12 protein-coding genes are annotated in these 16,939 nt (G+C 35.4%); 6 read left to right on the plus strand and 6 right to left on the minus strand.

The window, feature by feature from the left end:
* Positions 1–24: 24 nt before the first annotated feature.
* From DKK70_RS13105 to DKK70_RS13115, 3 genes are all read left to right on the plus strand, one after another.
* Complete coding sequence (locus DKK70_RS13105) at positions 25–1,464, plus strand: tagaturonate reductase (protein ID WP_110434415.1); 1,440 nt, start codon at positions 25–27, stop codon at positions 1,462–1,464.
* Positions 1,465–1,491: 27 nt separating this feature from the next.
* The gene (locus tag DKK70_RS13110) at positions 1,492–2,508 is read left to right on the plus strand and encodes a zinc-binding alcohol dehydrogenase family protein (protein ID WP_110434510.1); all 1,017 of its coding nucleotides are present in this window, start codon (positions 1,492–1,494) and stop codon (positions 2,506–2,508) included.
* A gap of 71 nt (positions 2,509–2,579) precedes the next feature.
* Positions 2,580–4,097: a UxaA family hydrolase gene (locus DKK70_RS13115; RefSeq protein ID WP_110434416.1), complete on the plus strand. Its 1,518-nt coding sequence runs from the start codon at positions 2,580–2,582 to the stop codon at positions 4,095–4,097.
* Between the two features lie 62 nt (positions 4,098–4,159).
* On the opposite strand, the gene DKK70_RS13120 is transcribed toward DKK70_RS13115, so the two are convergent.
* The 6 genes from DKK70_RS13120 to DKK70_RS13145 form a co-directional block, all read right to left on the minus strand.
* Entirely contained in the window at positions 4,160–5,482 is a 1,323-nt protein-coding gene (locus DKK70_RS13120; RefSeq protein ID WP_110434417.1) for a glycoside hydrolase family 28 protein, read from the minus strand.
* 111 nt (positions 5,483–5,593) lie between these two features.
* Positions 5,594–7,108, minus strand: a complete 1,515-nt coding sequence (locus tag DKK70_RS13125; protein WP_110434418.1) for an MFS transporter — start codon at positions 7,106–7,108, stop codon at positions 5,594–5,596.
* Between the two features lie 92 nt (positions 7,109–7,200).
* On the minus strand, positions 7,201–8,700 hold the full coding sequence (locus DKK70_RS13130) for a UxaA family hydrolase (RefSeq protein WP_110434511.1): 1,500 nt from the start codon (positions 8,698–8,700) through the stop codon (positions 7,201–7,203).
* 13 nt (positions 8,701–8,713) lie between these two features.
* A complete protein-coding gene (locus DKK70_RS13135; protein ID WP_110434419.1) occupies positions 8,714–10,177 on the minus strand; it encodes a tagaturonate reductase in 1,464 nt (487 codons plus the stop codon).
* Between the two features lie 47 nt (positions 10,178–10,224).
* A complete protein-coding gene (uxaC, locus tag DKK70_RS13140) occupies positions 10,225–11,637 on the minus strand; it encodes a glucuronate isomerase (RefSeq protein WP_110434420.1) in 1,413 nt (470 codons plus the stop codon).
* A gap of 76 nt (positions 11,638–11,713) precedes the next feature.
* Entirely contained in the window at positions 11,714–12,979 is a 1,266-nt protein-coding gene (locus DKK70_RS13145; RefSeq protein ID WP_110424178.1) for an MFS transporter, read from the minus strand.
* A 246-nt stretch (positions 12,980–13,225) separates the two neighbouring features.
* Here DKK70_RS13145 and exuR point away from each other — a divergent pair, with 246 nt between their 5' ends.
* The 3 genes from exuR (at position 13,226) to DKK70_RS13160 (ending at position 16,894) form a co-directional block, all read left to right on the plus strand.
* Entirely contained in the window at positions 13,226–14,002 is a 777-nt protein-coding gene (gene exuR, locus DKK70_RS13150) for a transcriptional regulator ExuR (RefSeq protein WP_110424179.1), read from the plus strand.
* Between the two features lie 430 nt (positions 14,003–14,432).
* Positions 14,433–15,443, plus strand: coding sequence for a substrate-binding domain-containing protein (locus DKK70_RS13155; protein WP_110434421.1), 1,011 nt, complete (start codon positions 14,433–14,435; stop codon positions 15,441–15,443).
* Between the two features lie 497 nt (positions 15,444–15,940).
* On the plus strand, positions 15,941–16,894 hold the full coding sequence (locus DKK70_RS13160; RefSeq protein WP_110424181.1) for a phosphoglycerate dehydrogenase: 954 nt from the start codon (positions 15,941–15,943) through the stop codon (positions 16,892–16,894).
* The last annotated feature ends 45 nt before the right edge of the window (positions 16,895–16,939 follow it).

Raw genomic sequence — 16,939 nt, forward strand, 5'->3', positions numbered from 1 at the left:
TCAATTAGATAAAGAGAACATTATATGAATAAACAATTAAATCGAACCAATTTCCCTGGACCGGTATACCCTGAAAAAATAATTCAATTTGGCGAAGGTAATTTTTTAAGAGCTTTTGTTGATTGGATTATAGATATTCTCAATGAGAAAACCGACTTCAATAGTGGTGTGACGATTGTAAGACCAATTGATACCCATCAACCATCTATCAATGAACAAGACGGTCTTTATACCACCATTATTCGAGGTATTAACGAACAAGGTGAAACGATAGCCACACCAAGAATTATTTATTCTGTAAACCAAGAAATATTGATTTATAAACAATACCAACAATTTTTAAAATCTGCTGAAAATCCCGATTTAGAGTTTATCTTCTCTAACACCACTGAAGCCGGTATATCCTTTAATAATAACGATAAACTAACTGACACACCACCATCATCATTCCCAGCTAAATTAACAGCTTTTTTACATCACCGTTTCCAATTTTTTAAAGGTGAAAAAAACAGAGGATTAATCATCATCCCATGTGAACTTATTGATTATAACGGAGATAAATTAAAAGAATTAATTCTTAAATATGCAAAATTATGGCAACTCAATGATGATTTCATCACTTGGATAAATGAACACAATACGTTTTGTTCAACGCTGGTCGATCGTATCGTCACCGGTTATCCAAAAGACGAAGCGCTACAAATTGCAAATGACCTTGGTTATCAAGATCGTTTTTTAGATACCGGTGAATATTTTCATTTGTTTGTTATCCAAGGTCCAAATTGGTTAAAACAAAAACTGAAATTAGATCAGGTCGATCTCAATATATTAGTCGTTGAAGATATCAAACCATATAAAGAAAGAAAAGTTGGTATTCTAAATGGTGCTCATACCGCCATGGTACCGGTTGCCTATCTCTCTGGTTTACGTACTGTTGGCGAAAGTATGAACGATCCACAAATTGCAACGTTCATCAAGAATTTACTTAATCAAGAAGTCATACCTACACTATCATTAGATAAAGAAGAGCTAGAAAAATTCGCTGACGAAGTTTTAAAACGATTTAAAAATCCATTTATTAAACATGAATTAATGTCTATTGCATTAAATTCATTAACAAAATTTAAAACTCGCTTATTGCCACAATTATTGACCTATAGTCAAAAATTCAAAAAACCACCAACTTACATTTCATTTTCCTTAGCGGCGCTTATCGCCTTTTATCAAGGCGAATATCAAGGTCAAGCTATTGAACTCACTGATGATGCTCATTTACTCGATAAATTTAAACAGTGGCAACCTCTCTATAAAAATGACTGCAAAACACTGGTCACTAATATTTTGGGATTAAGTGAACATTGGGACCGTAATTTAAATGAAATTGTTGGGTTAACAGAGTTAGTCACTGAGTATCTCGAAAAGATTTTATCAAGCGATATCAAACTTTATATTCCAAAAAATTAAATTATAGGAGCAAAAAATATGACTAAAATGAAATATATTGTAATTCCTGAACCCGGTAAGGTTGAAGTAAAGGAAATGGATAAACCGCTATTACAACCAGGAGAAGCAATTCTAAAAGTACTCTATGGCGGAATTTGTGGTTCCGATATGGGCACCTATAAAGGAACCTTCCTTTATGCTAGTTATCCTCGTATCCCCGGACATGAATTTTCAGCCGAAGTCGTTGAAGTTGCCGATAACGATTATGGCATAAAACCAGGTATGATTGTTACCGCAAATCCTTACTTCAATTGTGGTAAATGCTATTCATGCCGACGTGGATTTGTTAACTGTTGCACCAGTAATCAGACACTCGGCGCTCAACGTGATGGTATTTTCCGACAATATTATAGTATGCCAATTGAGCGTATTTATGATGGTAAAGGCTTAGATGCTTTAACATTATCAATGATCGAACCTTTCTGCATTAGTTATCACTCAGTTCAACGCACCGCGGTTAAACAAGGCGATAAAGTATTAGTTGTCGGTGCTGGGCCGATCGGTTTGTTTGCTGTCATGGCTGCAGTATTAAAAGGGGCTGAGGTATATGTTAGTGATGTAATGCAATCAAGACTAGACAAAGCGCTTTCACTAGGGGCAAAAGGCATTATTAGAACCGATAAGGAAGATTTTGCAGAATGTGTTAAATCAATCACTAATGGCGATGGCTTTGATGTCTGTATTGAGTGTGCAGGGTTACCACAAACATTCCAAAATTGTATCGATGCTGCCGCATATCGAGGTAGAGTTGGCTTAGTAGGCGTGAGTAAACAAAAACTAGACTTTGCCTTTACTCAAATTCAAACCAAAGAATTAGATATATTTGGCTCTCGTAACGCATTGAAAAAAGATTTTGTTGAATTAATTGATTTAGTCCGCTCAGGAAAATGTGACGTCAAAAAAATCATTACCGATGTTTACGAATTAGAAAATGCTGAAAATGCTTTTAAAGAAATGCGGGATGATCCAAGTAATCGATTAAAATCAGTGATAAAAATAAATTAAATACTCTTTTAATCATTTCCGTTACTACTTCATTAGTAAGTAACGGAAATGCGTATTTAAAGGAAGAATGAATGAAAAAAACAATTAAAATTAATAACAATGATAATGTTGTTATTGCATTAGAAGAATTGTATCCGGGCGATAAAGTAATCTACCAAGACGCGAAGCAGCAGAACGAAGTAACCATATTACAAAATATACCTTTTGGACATAAAGTAGCCATTAAACCAATAACAATTGGTGAAAACATTATCAAATATGGGTTTCCAATTGGCCATGCTACCCAAATTATTCAAGCGGGTGAACATGTTCACACATTTAATATAAAAACCAATCTTGCCGAACTTAATCAATATCAATATCAACCAGTTGATGAAATAATTTCAACTACCTTACCTGATAGAGAGGTTAAAATATATCGAAGAAAAAACCATGATATCGGAATTAGGAACGAATTATGGATTATTCCAACTGTTGGCTGTGTAAATGGTATTGCCAATCAAATACGCAAACAATTTTTGTCTGAAATTCAGCAAGATATTTTACTCAATCAATCATTCTTTGATGGTATTCACTTACTTTCTCATCCTTATGGTTGTTCCCAGTTAGGAGCCGACCATCAAGCAACTAAAAAAATATTACAAAACATGGTTAAGCATCCCAATGCTGGCGGGGTGTTAGTAATCGGATTAGGTTGCGAAAATAATCAACTAAATGCTTTTAAAGAGAGTCTGGGTGAATATGATAGTAGCCGAGTAAAATTCATGATTGCCCAAGAAGTTGAAGATGAAATCCAACAAGGGGTCAGTTACTTACATGAGCTATATCAAACTATGAAATCAGATAAACGCGAGACTGGTAAGTTAAGTGAACTCAAATTTGGACTTGAATGCGGTGGTTCCGATGGTTTATCCGGTATCACAGCTAATCCTTTATTAGGAAAATTCTCAGATTATGTTATTTCTCATGGTGGCACTAGCGTACTCACTGAAGTACCTGAAATGTTTGGTGCAGAAACGATATTAATGTCTCATTGTATTGACTCATCAGTCTTTGACAAAACGGTAAGCATGATTAATAATTTCAAACGATATTTTATGTCATATAACCAACCCATTTATGAAAACCCGTCCCCAGGTAATAAAGTTGGTGGCATTACAACGCTTGAGGATAAATCACTAGGTTGTACCCAAAAAGCTGGAATGAGTAAAGTTATGGATGTTTTAGAATATGGCGACATGCTTGAAAAATCAGGGCTTAATTTGTTATCCGCTCCCGGCAATGATGCAGTGGCAACCGGTGCTTTAGCCGCTTCAGGTTGTCATATGGTACTATTTTCAACCGGTCGCGGTACGCCTTATGGCGGAATAGTTCCTACCGTTAAAATATCGACAAATTCGGCTCTTGCACAAAGAAAAAAACATTGGATAGACTTTGATGCTGGTCAATTAGTCAATGAAATAAAAATGGAGCAATTACTTGATCAATTTATTAATTTAATTGTCGATATAACCAATGGCAAACAGACATGTAATGAAATTAATGAATTTCGTGATTTAACCATTTTCAAAAATGGCGTCACTGAATAGTACTCACAAATAAAAATAAAATAACCGCTGACTCTATGCCGCGGTTATTTTAGCCATCATACTTAAGCTTTCAAGCCAATTAATTTACCATCTTGCTTAACAAAAGATTGATTAACATGAACGTCTTCACTATTTTTAACAAATAGCGGTTCACTAACGATATTATCGATAATTACATTATTAAATAACACGCTCTGGGCGTTCTCAATAAAGAATCCTTTGCCCGCTTCAGGTTTGACATCTTTAAACATATCAACTTCGCCTGGTTGCGCATTTTGTTGCATTGAAACCCGGATATTATCAAAAGAGATATTCGAAATTGGTGATTCAGGAATACCATATAAAAAGCCAGCATAAGCACGTACATTTTTAGCAATAATGTTTGAAAAACTGATGTTATGGCAAGCGGGAGTGGCGTCATTTATTGGCATCGGCTCTTTATTCCAAACAATAGGATCATTCCCTTTCGGACCACAATAGTAGTAATAGTTCATCACAAAAGCAGATAGAACTTCGTCCATAACAATATTACTAAATGTGATATCAGAAATCGTGCCCCCTCGACCTCGGCGAGTTTTGAATCTTACTCCGCGATCAGTTTTTTGGAATACACAATTAGTAATTGTGACATTACGGATGCAACCACTCATCTCACTACCAAGAACCACCGCACCATGCCCATGAATCATATTACAATTAGTAATCAAAATGTTTTCACATGGGCTTTTTTCTGCCGTTTCTTCAGTGCCGGCTTTAATGGCAATACAATCATCGCCAACATCAATATAACAATTTGAAATTCTCACATTACGACAAGATTCAGGGTTAATACCATCGGTATTTGGCGAATCAGCCGGATTAAGAATCGAAATATTATCGACAACGACATTATTTGATTCCATCGGATGGACTGTCCAACTCGGTGATTGGGTTAGAAAGACTTTTTCAATAGTAACTCGTTCACAGAAATCAAAACCAATTAAATAAGGTCGTGGGTATTTAAGATTGCTTCGATCATGACGAAATATATGCCACCATTTTTGACCATTTCCGTCAATCTTACCATTGCCGGTGATAACCACATTTTTGATATTTTGGCCATATATACACGGCATATACACATCTTGCTTAACACCCTCCCAACGAGAATTAACCACCGGATAATCCTTAGCATCATCAGAAAAGAGTAAAGTTGCGCCTTGTTCAATAACCAATGTTAGGTTGCTACAAAGCTTAATTGCTCCAGTAAAATAGGTACCAACAGGAACAATTAGCGTTCCACCACCTAATTGTTCAATATGCCCAATTGCTTTGGCAAAAGCTTGAGTATTGATTGATTTGCCATCACCAATAGCGCCAAAATCTTTTACAGATATAGTCGTCATAAGTTTGTCCCTTCTATATTTACAAACATAAACCTTGTAATTTAGCTCTAATGTTTGCTGTTGTATTGTATAACCGCAGGATCAGCAGCCTGATCCTGATATATATTTTCTTTATTTCGTTGTGCTCTCTTTTTGCTTAAAGCCAATGTTATTATTACCAAAACATTTGTCATAAGCGATCCCTGATAGTTCTTCAACCACTTTTCGGGTTTCAGGAGTAACATCTTCCATTTTGCCACCTTGGCGGATACGGGCAACTTCATTAATAATGATGGAGTGAGTAGCGTGATCAAGCTTCATTCGCCAAGCAAAAAAGGCGCCAATTAATGCCATACCAACTACCCCATACAAAATAATACCATTAATAGCATCAATCGCACTTTGTGGTTGAATATGTGATTTCGATTCAAATCCATAGGCACTTAATATCACACCTAGTACAAAAACAATTGAAGCTCGAACTAATTTACCGGCCATCGTCATTGCACCTGCATATACCCCTTCACGACGACGATTGGTTACCACTTCATCTACATCTGCAAGGAACACATATACACTCCAAGGAATATAGTAAACACCACCAGTCCCCAAGCCAAACCAAATAGTAATACCAACAACAATCCAAGTAATATGCGGTAGATTAAAGTAATAAATACCGACATACCCCATCATTGATGAAATAACAATCAATAGTGCAATAATAAATGGTTTTTTAAAGCCTTTTTTAGCACAGTACATCATAAAAAATGCAGTAGAAACCAACTGACAAATACTACTTAATGAATTCATTGAAGCCACAAATGAGCGCGGTTCACCTAAACTAAATACGATGAAATAGGTAAATACCGCGGTAAACAACCATTCAGCACCAAATCCAAATAGATACATGCCTAAATGTGTCCTAAATGTTTTGATACGGAAGGTTGATAATATGTCGATGAAAAGCTTTTTAATAGCTTCAAAAAAGCTATGAACAGATTCATCTTTTACTTCTTCTTTAGGTTTTTCCCAACTATTACAATAGAGTAGAATTAACGCTAACATCATGATAGTGGCATAAGTGATGCCGGTTAATAAAAATGGTGTTGCGGATTCTTTACTGTAGAAATAGAAAAATACCCCCGGTATTGCGGCACCTAAGAAATTAGCTACTTTACCAAACATCGCTTTTGAACCAGTCAAATAAGTACGTTCAGAGAAGTTAGCGGTCATTTCTACCGGTAAGGTATTAAATGGGATCATAATACTGGTATAAATAATCTCAAATAAAATATAGGTAACTAAGTAGTACCAAAATCCCATACCATCAATCCATAGCATTGGGTAAATAACCATCAACGGTATACCAATCAAAATAAAAAATCGCCGCCGACCAAAACGTTGCCCGATTTTAGTTTGATAAAAGTTGTCGGTAATAAAGCCCATCAATGGATTGAGTATGACATCCAAATAAGTAGCGATCGAAAAAATTAATGCTGCTTGCACCACACTTAAACCACAAAAAGTGGTATAAAAATAGAGTAACCAAGCCCCACTAATGGCTAATGCGCCACTACCAATTAAATTACCACTACCGTAGGAGAATCTTACTAACCATGTAATTTTATTCTCTTTTCTTTTGCCCATAAAAGATTCCTATAATTTTTATACAAAAAAAGATCCCTTGCATTAAGTCCCGAAGGACTTAATGACATAGATATTTATTTTTTTATTTTTACTTAGAGAGTTACACCACTTTTCAAAATGGCTAAGTTTCTGAAGTTGTTGATTTCGTTACGTGTTGGTTTGCCATTAGCAACCTGAACGATATACTCAATAAACTCTAACAACAAAGATTGCATTGATACACCCTGTATAAGTTTACCGGCATTGAAATCGATCCAATTGGTTTTCTTATCTGCCAATTGAGTATTGGTTGCAATTTTGACCGTTGGCACAATACCGCCATAAGGCGTTCCTCTGCCTGTGGTGAAGAGTACCATATGACAACCAGCCGCTGATAACGCGCCAGTAGCTACTGCATCGTTACCTGGTGCACTTAGTAAGTTCAGTCCATGTTTAGTTAACATTTCACCGTATTTGAGTACATCAATAACTTCACTACCGCCGGCTTTTTGGGTACAACCGAGAGATTTTTCCTCTAACGTTGTAATGCCACCAGCTTTATTACCAGGAGAAGGGTTTTCATAGATAGGTTGATTGTTTGCAATAAAATATTGTTTAAAATCATTAATCATATGTACTGTTTTGTCAAAAGTGGACTCATCAATACAATGTGACATTAAAATATTTTCAGCACCAAACATTTCTGGTACTTCAGTAAGCACACTTGTGCCACCATGAGCAATAACATAATCAGAAAACAGACCAAGCATTGGATTGGCGGTGATACCAGAAAAACCATCCGAACCACCACACTCTAAGCCAAATTTCAATTCGCTTAAACGCCCTACTTCACGTTTATCTTGTTGCATAATGGCATAAAGTTCTCTTAAATGAACCAACGCTGATTCGACTTCATCGTTCTCTTGCTGAGCGATTAAAAATCTAACTCGAGATTCGTCGTACTCTCCTAAATCAGCCTTAAATTCTGAAACCTGATTATTTTCACAACCAAGTCCAATCACCAAAACCGCGCCAGCATTAGGATGTTTAACTAAATTTTGTAAAATAGTTTTGGTATTTTGATGATCTTGTCCTAATTGTGAACATCCATAAGGATGTTCAAGTACCGTAATACCATCAATTGCTAATTGGTTATTTAACTCATCACGAAACTGTTTAACTATTTGTTCTGCAATCCCGTTAATACAAGTTACCGTTGGTATAATCCAGAGTTCATTACGAATACCAACTTCACCATTCTTACGTCGATAAATTTGCACTTCTTTATCAGCTATCTCGTGCAACAACTCATTTTTTGATAAAGTAGGTTGATATTGGTAATCATTAATATCACTTAAATTGGTTTTCAAATTATGCGAATGAATATGCTCACCCGCTTTAATTAAGCGGGTAGCATGGCCTATTGGTAAACCATATTTAATAATATTTTCATTTTGCTCAATATCGATAAGCGCAAACTTATGCCCTTGTTTAATCGGCTCTTGTAGGTCAATAACCTGCCCATCAACGACGATATTTTTTTCATGTGCTTCTAAATCAGATAATGCCACACCGACATTATCTTTATTATTGATTTTTATATATTTAACCATTAAATCACTCATGTTATTCGCTACCAACAACACATTTTTCAATTGCTTGACGCATCCCCTCTTCGGTTATGACAGTTAAATAGTGTGTTAAAGTTTGTGCTAATTGAGGAATACTTAATAGATCATGCTCCCAATGAGCTGTGTCACCTAATACTACTTTGATTAAATCCTCTAATGAACTTTTGCCTTCAGCAATGGCTGTCCAGCTATTATTAAAACGTTCTAACCAAATTGCATCATCTTGTAATGGATAGTTTTGCCCATTACGTACACCTCGATAAAATGCAATTAATGCCGCAAAAGAGAAGACCAAATGTTTAGGTAATGTCCCTTTCTCTTGCTGATAATTGATTAATTGAGGAAGAATACGGGTTTTAAACTTAGTCATACTGTTTAAGGCAATTGACATCAATTGATGTTCAATAAATGGATTTTTAAAACGACTAATAACAGACTGAGCAAAATCAACCAATTCTTGATGAGGTAAATCTAAAACAGGAATAATTTCCTCAAAAATAGTCTCTTTAATATAAGATAAGATCTGTGGATCATTCATTGATTCACCAACAGTATCAATACCCGATAAATAAGCAACAGGCACTAAAGCGGTATGGGCACCATTTAAAATGGCCACTTTACGCTCTTTATATGGTTTGATATCGTCAACAATTTTGATATTTATATCGCATTTATCTAGGCATAACTTGTCTGCCAACCATTGAGGTCCTTGAATAACAAACAGATAAAAATATTCCGCTGAATCAATAAAATTATCTTTATAGCCCAATTCAGCTTCAAGTTCAGCAATTTGCGCTTTCGGATAACCTGGTACGATTCTATCAACTAAAGTGGAACAGAATAAATTATCATTTTCAAGCCAGTGTATGAATTTGTCTGACAAGTTCCATTGGTTGGCATATTTCAGTACTAATTTTTTAAGTGCATCGCCGTTATAATCAATTAATTCACAAGGGATAATAATCAAACCACTTTCTTTACTACCCGCAAAGTGAACAAATCTTTCATATAAAAATGCGGTTAATTTAGCTGGATAGCTAGTTGCAGGTTTATCGGTTAATTGGTCACTTTCAACATAACTAATGCCCGCTTCGGTAGTATTTGAAAATATAAACTGAATATTCGGGTCTTTAGCTAACTCAAGATATTCATCATATTGAGTATACACATTGATTTCATTATTCACTGAACGAATCAATCTAAACTCTTTCACCGCTTGATTCTGTTCATTTAAACCACGAACCAGTGTGGTATACAAACCATCTTGAATACTTAATGATGGCGGAAAATCGGTATTTAACGGTCGAACCACCACAACACCCGCATCAAGATCAGTTTTCTCATTAAGAATATCTAACTGCCAATCTAAAAATGCCCGTAAAAAATTACCTTCGCCAAACTGAACAACACGAGTCGTATATTTTGCACCCGGAAAATCATTTCTGTTTAATGTTTTCATTACTCTAACTCTTCTTTAATTAATCTAATTACAACGACTTAATGCTCTTAGCTTAGTTCAATGCCAAAATAGTTTTTAGCATTATCAAAACTAATATTTTTAACCATTTGACCCAATAATTGGATATCACGTGGTGCTTCACCATCTTCAACCCAACGTCCAATCATGCGACATAAAATACGTCTGAAATATTCATGACGAGTATAAGATAAGAAGCTACGGCTATCTGTTAACATACCAACAAAACGACTTAATAAGCCAAGTTGGGCAAGCTGTGTCATTTGACGAATCATGCCGTCTTTTTGATCGTTAAACCACCAACCAGAACCAAATTGCATTTTTCCTTGAATACCAGCACCTTGGAAGTTACCAATCATAGTACCTAGAATTTCATTATCAGAAGGATTTAAACAATATAAAATCGTTTTAGGTAGCGCATCTTGTTTTGCTTGGGCATCTAATAATCGAGAAAGTGGCTGCGCAATTGGTGAATCATTAATAGAATCGAACCCTACATCTGGCCCCATTAAATTAAACATTCTTGAATTATTATTACGCAATGCGCCGATATGATATTGTTGAACCCATTGACGTTTGTGATATTCAACACCTAAGAAAATAAGTACTGCCGTTTTAAATTGAGCAACTTCTTTAGCGGTTAAAACCTCACCAGATAAACGTTTAGTTAAAATGGTATCTAACTCTTTTTCAGAGGCTTCTTCATAAACAACGGTATCTAATGCATGGTCAGAAATCTTACAACCATGAGCAGCAAAATGGTCCATACGTTTGGATAATGCCTGACAAAGCGCTTGGAAGTTAGAAATTTCCACATCGGCTACCGCAGAAAGTTTTTCCATATATTGGCCAAAAAATTCCGAATCGATATTAAATGCTTTATCTGGACGCCAACTTGGTAAAACTTTAACCTCAAATGAACTATCTTCGGCAATAGTTTTATGATGAGCTAAATCATCAATAGGATCATCGGTGGTACCGGCCATTTTAACATTCATTTTTTTCATAATGCTACGAGCTGAAAACTCTGGAGTGGCAAGCATCTCATTACAAGTATTCCAAATTTGCTCTGCTGTAGCTGGTGATAATAAAACATTATCAATTCCAAAAGGACGACGCAGTTCTAAATGTGTCCAATGATATAAAGGATTACCAATGGTGTGAGGAACTGTTTCCGCCCAAGCCTTGAATTTGTCTAAATCACTCACATCAGTACCAGTACAGAATTTTTCAGCAACACCATTGGTACGCATTGCACGCCATTTATAATGATCACCCTTTAACCAGATGTCATACAGATTTTTAAATTGATAATCTTTAGCAATCTGTTCTGGTGGTAAGTGACAGTGATAATCAAAAATCGGTTGATCAGCAGCAAAATCATGATAAAGCTGACGAGAAAATTCAGTATCTAGTAAAAAGTTTTCAGTTAAAAAACTCATTTTATTCTCCATAAATAGTAGTTAACTATTAAAGATTACAGGAGTATATACTCCTATAATCTAATTAATTTATTAATTATTTTTGATCTGCTGCGGGTTCTTTTAAGATTGTCCAAACCGCTAACGCAGCTAATAGATCTAAACAAGATAAAATCACAAATAGCGGACTAAATCCAACAGTATCTGCAAGTGCACCAACAATAAGGGCAAAAATAGTACTTGCTAACCATGCCGCCATACCAGTGAACCCATTTGCGGTTGCAACTTCATTACGGCCAAATACATCAGAAGATAAAGTAATTAATGCGCCGGATAATGCTTGATGAGCAAAACCACCAATACAGAATAAAAAGATTGCAACATATGGGCTTGAGAATAAACCTATCAGACCAGGGGCAATCATAAGAACGCCACCAACTGTCACTACCATTTTTCTTGAATTAATTAAGCTTACATTAAAATGTTTTTGGAAGAATGGTGACATATAACCACCTAGGACGCAGCCAACATCAGCAAAAAGCATCGGCATCCAAGCAAAAATAGCGATTTGTTTTAAATCAAAGCCATAAGCGGTGAACATAAATAATGGAATCCAAGCATTAAAAGTCCCCCAGGCAGGCTCGGCTAAAAATCTTGGTAAAGCGATACCCCAAAAACGTCGACTTGTTAAAATTTTACTCGTTGGTAATTTTTCAGTATTTGATGTCTGATGACTCGCTTCTTGACCAGATAAGATATATTTTCTCTCTTCTTCAGAAAGGCGTTTCTGTTTTGTTGGATGGCGATAAAGAATTAACCAAAAAATTCCCCAAATAAAACTTAATAAACCACATAGAATAAATGCCCATTGCCAACTATGGAACCATATTGCCCAAGCAACTAATGGCGGTGCAATCATTGCCCCCACTGACGAACCTAAATTAAACCAACCAACCGCAATCGATCTTTCTTTAGCAGGAAACCATTCACTGGTTGCTTTGAGTCCAGCCGGAATCATTGCCGCTTCGGTTGCCCCTACCGCACCTCGAGCAAAAGCCAGTCCGATCCAACTACCGGAAAATGCAGTACTTACACAAAATACTGACCATAGAATAGCAAACACTGCATACCCCATTCTTGTGCCTAACAAGTCTAGAACATATCCGGCAATTGGCTGCATAATGGTATAACAAGCTGAGTAAGCTGCTACCACATATGAATATTGTTGAGTTGTTAACCCCATCACTTCGTTTAAAACTGGGGCGGCTACCGCGATTGAATTGCGAGTAAGGTAACCAAGTATTGTCCCTACGGTGACTAATGCTATCATATACCATCGCAGGTTTTTTATCGTTTTGTACATCTTTAATTGCTCCTAAATATATATAGATATTTTGGCGTATAATAACATGCCTGACAACTAAAAAAGTTGACATACATCACAAAAATCTTCTATACCCATAATAATTAAAGGGATATTTTTTAGCCAAATAAAGTTAGCTGACAAAAAACTTTATTAAAAAAATGCAGGAATATTATTTAATTTGAAGCAATTAGATGTTATTTTAAAAGTCTGAAAAAAACTTAAAGGACTTATACAAAATTCATCATGACTGAACAACAGAACGAATATCAAAGACTTTACCAAGTTATCGCCACAGAACTTAAAAACCGAATTATTGACGGCATTTATCCGGTAGGAAGTAAACTACCATCTGAAAGATTGATTTGTGAAGAATTAAAAGTAAGCCGTTCAGTTGTCAGAGAAGCCATCATCATGCTAGAAGTTGAAGGCTATGTTGATGCAAGGAAAGGTTCTGGGATTCATGTTATCGCCAATAGTTTACAACCCAATGTCCTAACCGCTTCACAAGGGCTAAATTTCTCAACTACAGGACCATTTGAATTATTACAGGCCCGTCAACTTATTGAAAGTAATATTGCCGAATTTGCAGCAACACAAATCACTAAAGACGACATCGTCAAATTATTAGAAATTCAGCATAATGCTAAAAAAGAAGATCATTATCGGGATTCAGATTGGGATCTAAAATTCCATACGCAAATTGCCATGATCACCCGCAATACCGCTTTAATTACCATCGTTCAAGAAGCTTGGCAACAACGAACATTGAACCCTATGTGGAAAAAACTGCATGAACATGTACAACAACAAGACATTGAAAGTTGGTGGCAAGAACATGATAAAATATTAGAAGCGCTCATTAATCGCGATCCTAAAGCGGCCAAACTAGCTATGTGGCAACATTTAGAAAATACCAAAAAAATGTTATTTGATGCCGCAAGTGAAGATTTTGAGACCAAACGGGATCACTATCTATTTTCTGATAATCCGGTGATAAGTATTAATGAAAAATTAAGTTAAGTCATTTTATAACCTATTGATAATCATCACGTTATAATTAACGTCAGGATAATAGATAACATAATTTGCCATTAATACATGACAAAACTGTAGCTTAGGTTATAGCCAATTAGCCGATTATGACGTTTAAATATTCATCTATTTACTTTTAATGTGAGTAAACAGAAATGTGGCGTTTTTTAAACTAAAAAATTTAAATATCATCATAATTTTTTATATTAACTTATTGGAAAGATTTTTTAACATCATTGATCGCAACACAAATAATAATTTCGAAGATAAATATTTAAAACAACTTCATGATAATTTAACAAATATTAATGATAGTAGATAAGAAATAAAATGATGATAAAATACCCGCATTAAAATATAAAAAACATTCACTTCCGTGAGATAGTCGCGCTTATGAAGCACAATAATGAGTATAAGAATGATAAAGAAAAGAACCGGATTATTAGATATTGCTAAACAAGTTGGAGTAAGTAAAGCAACAGTAAGTCGTTATTTGAATACGCCTGATCTGGTATCACCCTCATTACAAAAACGCATTTCAACAGTTATAGAAACCCTTGGATATTTACCCAATAAAGTCCCCAATATGTTATCCCATGCAAAAAGCCACGCAATAGGTGTCATTTTGCCGTCAGTAACTAATCAAATCTTCACCGAAGTTTTACAAGGTATCGAAACAATTACTGACCAAAATAATTATCAAGTCATGATAGCCCATACTGGACGTCATAAAGATAAAGAAGAGATGAGACTACGTTCGCTACTGTCTTATAATATTGATGGTTTAATTCTCACGGAACGAAATCATTCCCCCGCATCTCTGAAAATGATCCAATTAGCCAACATCCCCGTGGTTGAAATAATGGACTGTATTAGCCCTTGTATTGATATGGCGGTTGGCTATGATAATTTTAAAGCCTCAAAAAATATGGTTGAACGTATGATAAAAACCAACAAAAAAAATATTGTCTATTTAAGTAGTCAATTAAATGAAAGAGGCACTTTACGTAAAGAGGGTTACGAAGCGGCAATGGCTGAACATAATTTAGAGACCTTTACTATCTTATCAAATGAAGTCACTTCTTATACACTTGGCGAACAATTACTCACTCAAGTATTGAATGAATACCCGCAAGTTGATGGCATATTTTGCAGCAATGATAGTCTTGCTTTAGGGGTACTTTTTGCCTGCCAGCGACGTAATATTGCTATTCCTCAACAAATCGCCATAGCCGGTTTTCATGGATATGATATCGGACAATCAGTAAATCCCAAACTATCATCGGTTTTAACACCGAAGTTCGAAATGGGAAAAATTGCCGCAGAAATATTACTCAAACGGTTAAATGGAAAACTCATATCCTCTAATGTAGTTGAACTTCCTGTCCAATATATTGAAGGAGAAAGTATAGCTAACTATCACGGTTAATCACTGATGATTATTAACTATTTTTAATTAGAAATATCTAGATAGATATAATAGGTATATTGCAAAAATTAACCAACATGACCCTATAACCATCATCAAAATAGGTTTGCATGAACCAATAGCGCTAAGTTTTACATAACGCCAAAAGCTGATTATTTGTGCATAGCAGAAAATAGATCACAATCAAAGTAATCATTAAAAATAGATTCAAGAAAACAGATCTTCTTAAAAAATTAGGCTAATAATTGCGTTAACTAGGCCTTAATATAAAAGTTATTTAAATTTGATCTATTTTTATACTTTTTTTAAAAATGTGATCTCGCCAACAGATTTTACCTTTCCAATTTAATATACTCAAAAAATATAAATAACTAATGAAACCGGTTTCTTTTGCAAAGAAACCGGTTTCATTGGAAATTTTAAGCAATTTCCAGCAGTTATTTTTTTAAAACCAAAATTAAATTGACTCGATATAGAGATGAATAGGAGCACTACCAATGGCAGTAGTTTTAACCACCGCTAGAGCATTTGCCACATGCGATGCGGCCAAAAAAGTTTTAGAAGATGCCGGACACGAAATCCGCATTGTTACTCCAGATAAACCATTAAAAGCTGAAGAATTAATACCTTTAGTAAAAGATATTGATGCGCTTATAGCTGGTTTAGATTTTATAACTTCTGACGTGATTAATGCCGCAGCAAATTTAAAAATCATTGCCCGGAACGGGGTCGGTTATGATCGTGTAGATTTAATCGCCGCAAAAAAAAATAACATAGTCGTTACCGTCACGCCAGGTACAAACAGTTTATCGGTTTGTGAACTTGCTTTTTCCTTTATTACCGGATTGGCGCGTAAAATCCATGTGATGGACACAAGTGTCTGTTCTGGCTCATGGAAAAGAGAAGATGGTGTTGAATTAAGTGGTAAAACTATTGCCATTTTCGGAACAGGCTCTATTGGTCGAAACCTTGCCATCCGCTGTTCGGCATTTGGTATGAAGGTTATTGCATATGATCTCTATCCGAATGTAGAACTTCAAGAAAAATATGGTGTGACATATTATGACTCTATGACACCGTTATTCGAATTAGCAGATTTCATCTCCCTACATCTTCCGGCAACCGAACAAACTCGAGGAATGATCAACCAAGAAAACATCAGCAAAATGAAAAAAGGTGTTTACATCATTAATACCGCGCGTGGAGATTTAATTAATAATGATGATCTCTATGATGCTTTAACCAGTGGTTATGTCGGCGGTGTTGGCCTAGACACCTTCACTGAAGAACCTTTCACCGATTCTCGATTTTTTAATCATAAAAATGTCATTTTAACACCACATACAGGGGCATTTACCCAAGATGCCATTGTAAAAACATTAGTTATGGCAGCGCAAGACGTTGTCAGAGTACTTAACGGCAATAAGCCATTACATTCAGTAAATCAGTAAAGATTAACCATGAAAAGTCAATATATTCAATATTGATGATTTTGG

The sequence above is a fragment of the Gilliamella apicola genome, from assembly GCF_003202655.1.
GTDB classification, from domain to species: Bacteria; Pseudomonadota; Gammaproteobacteria; order Enterobacterales; family Orbaceae; genus Gilliamella; species Gilliamella apicola_R.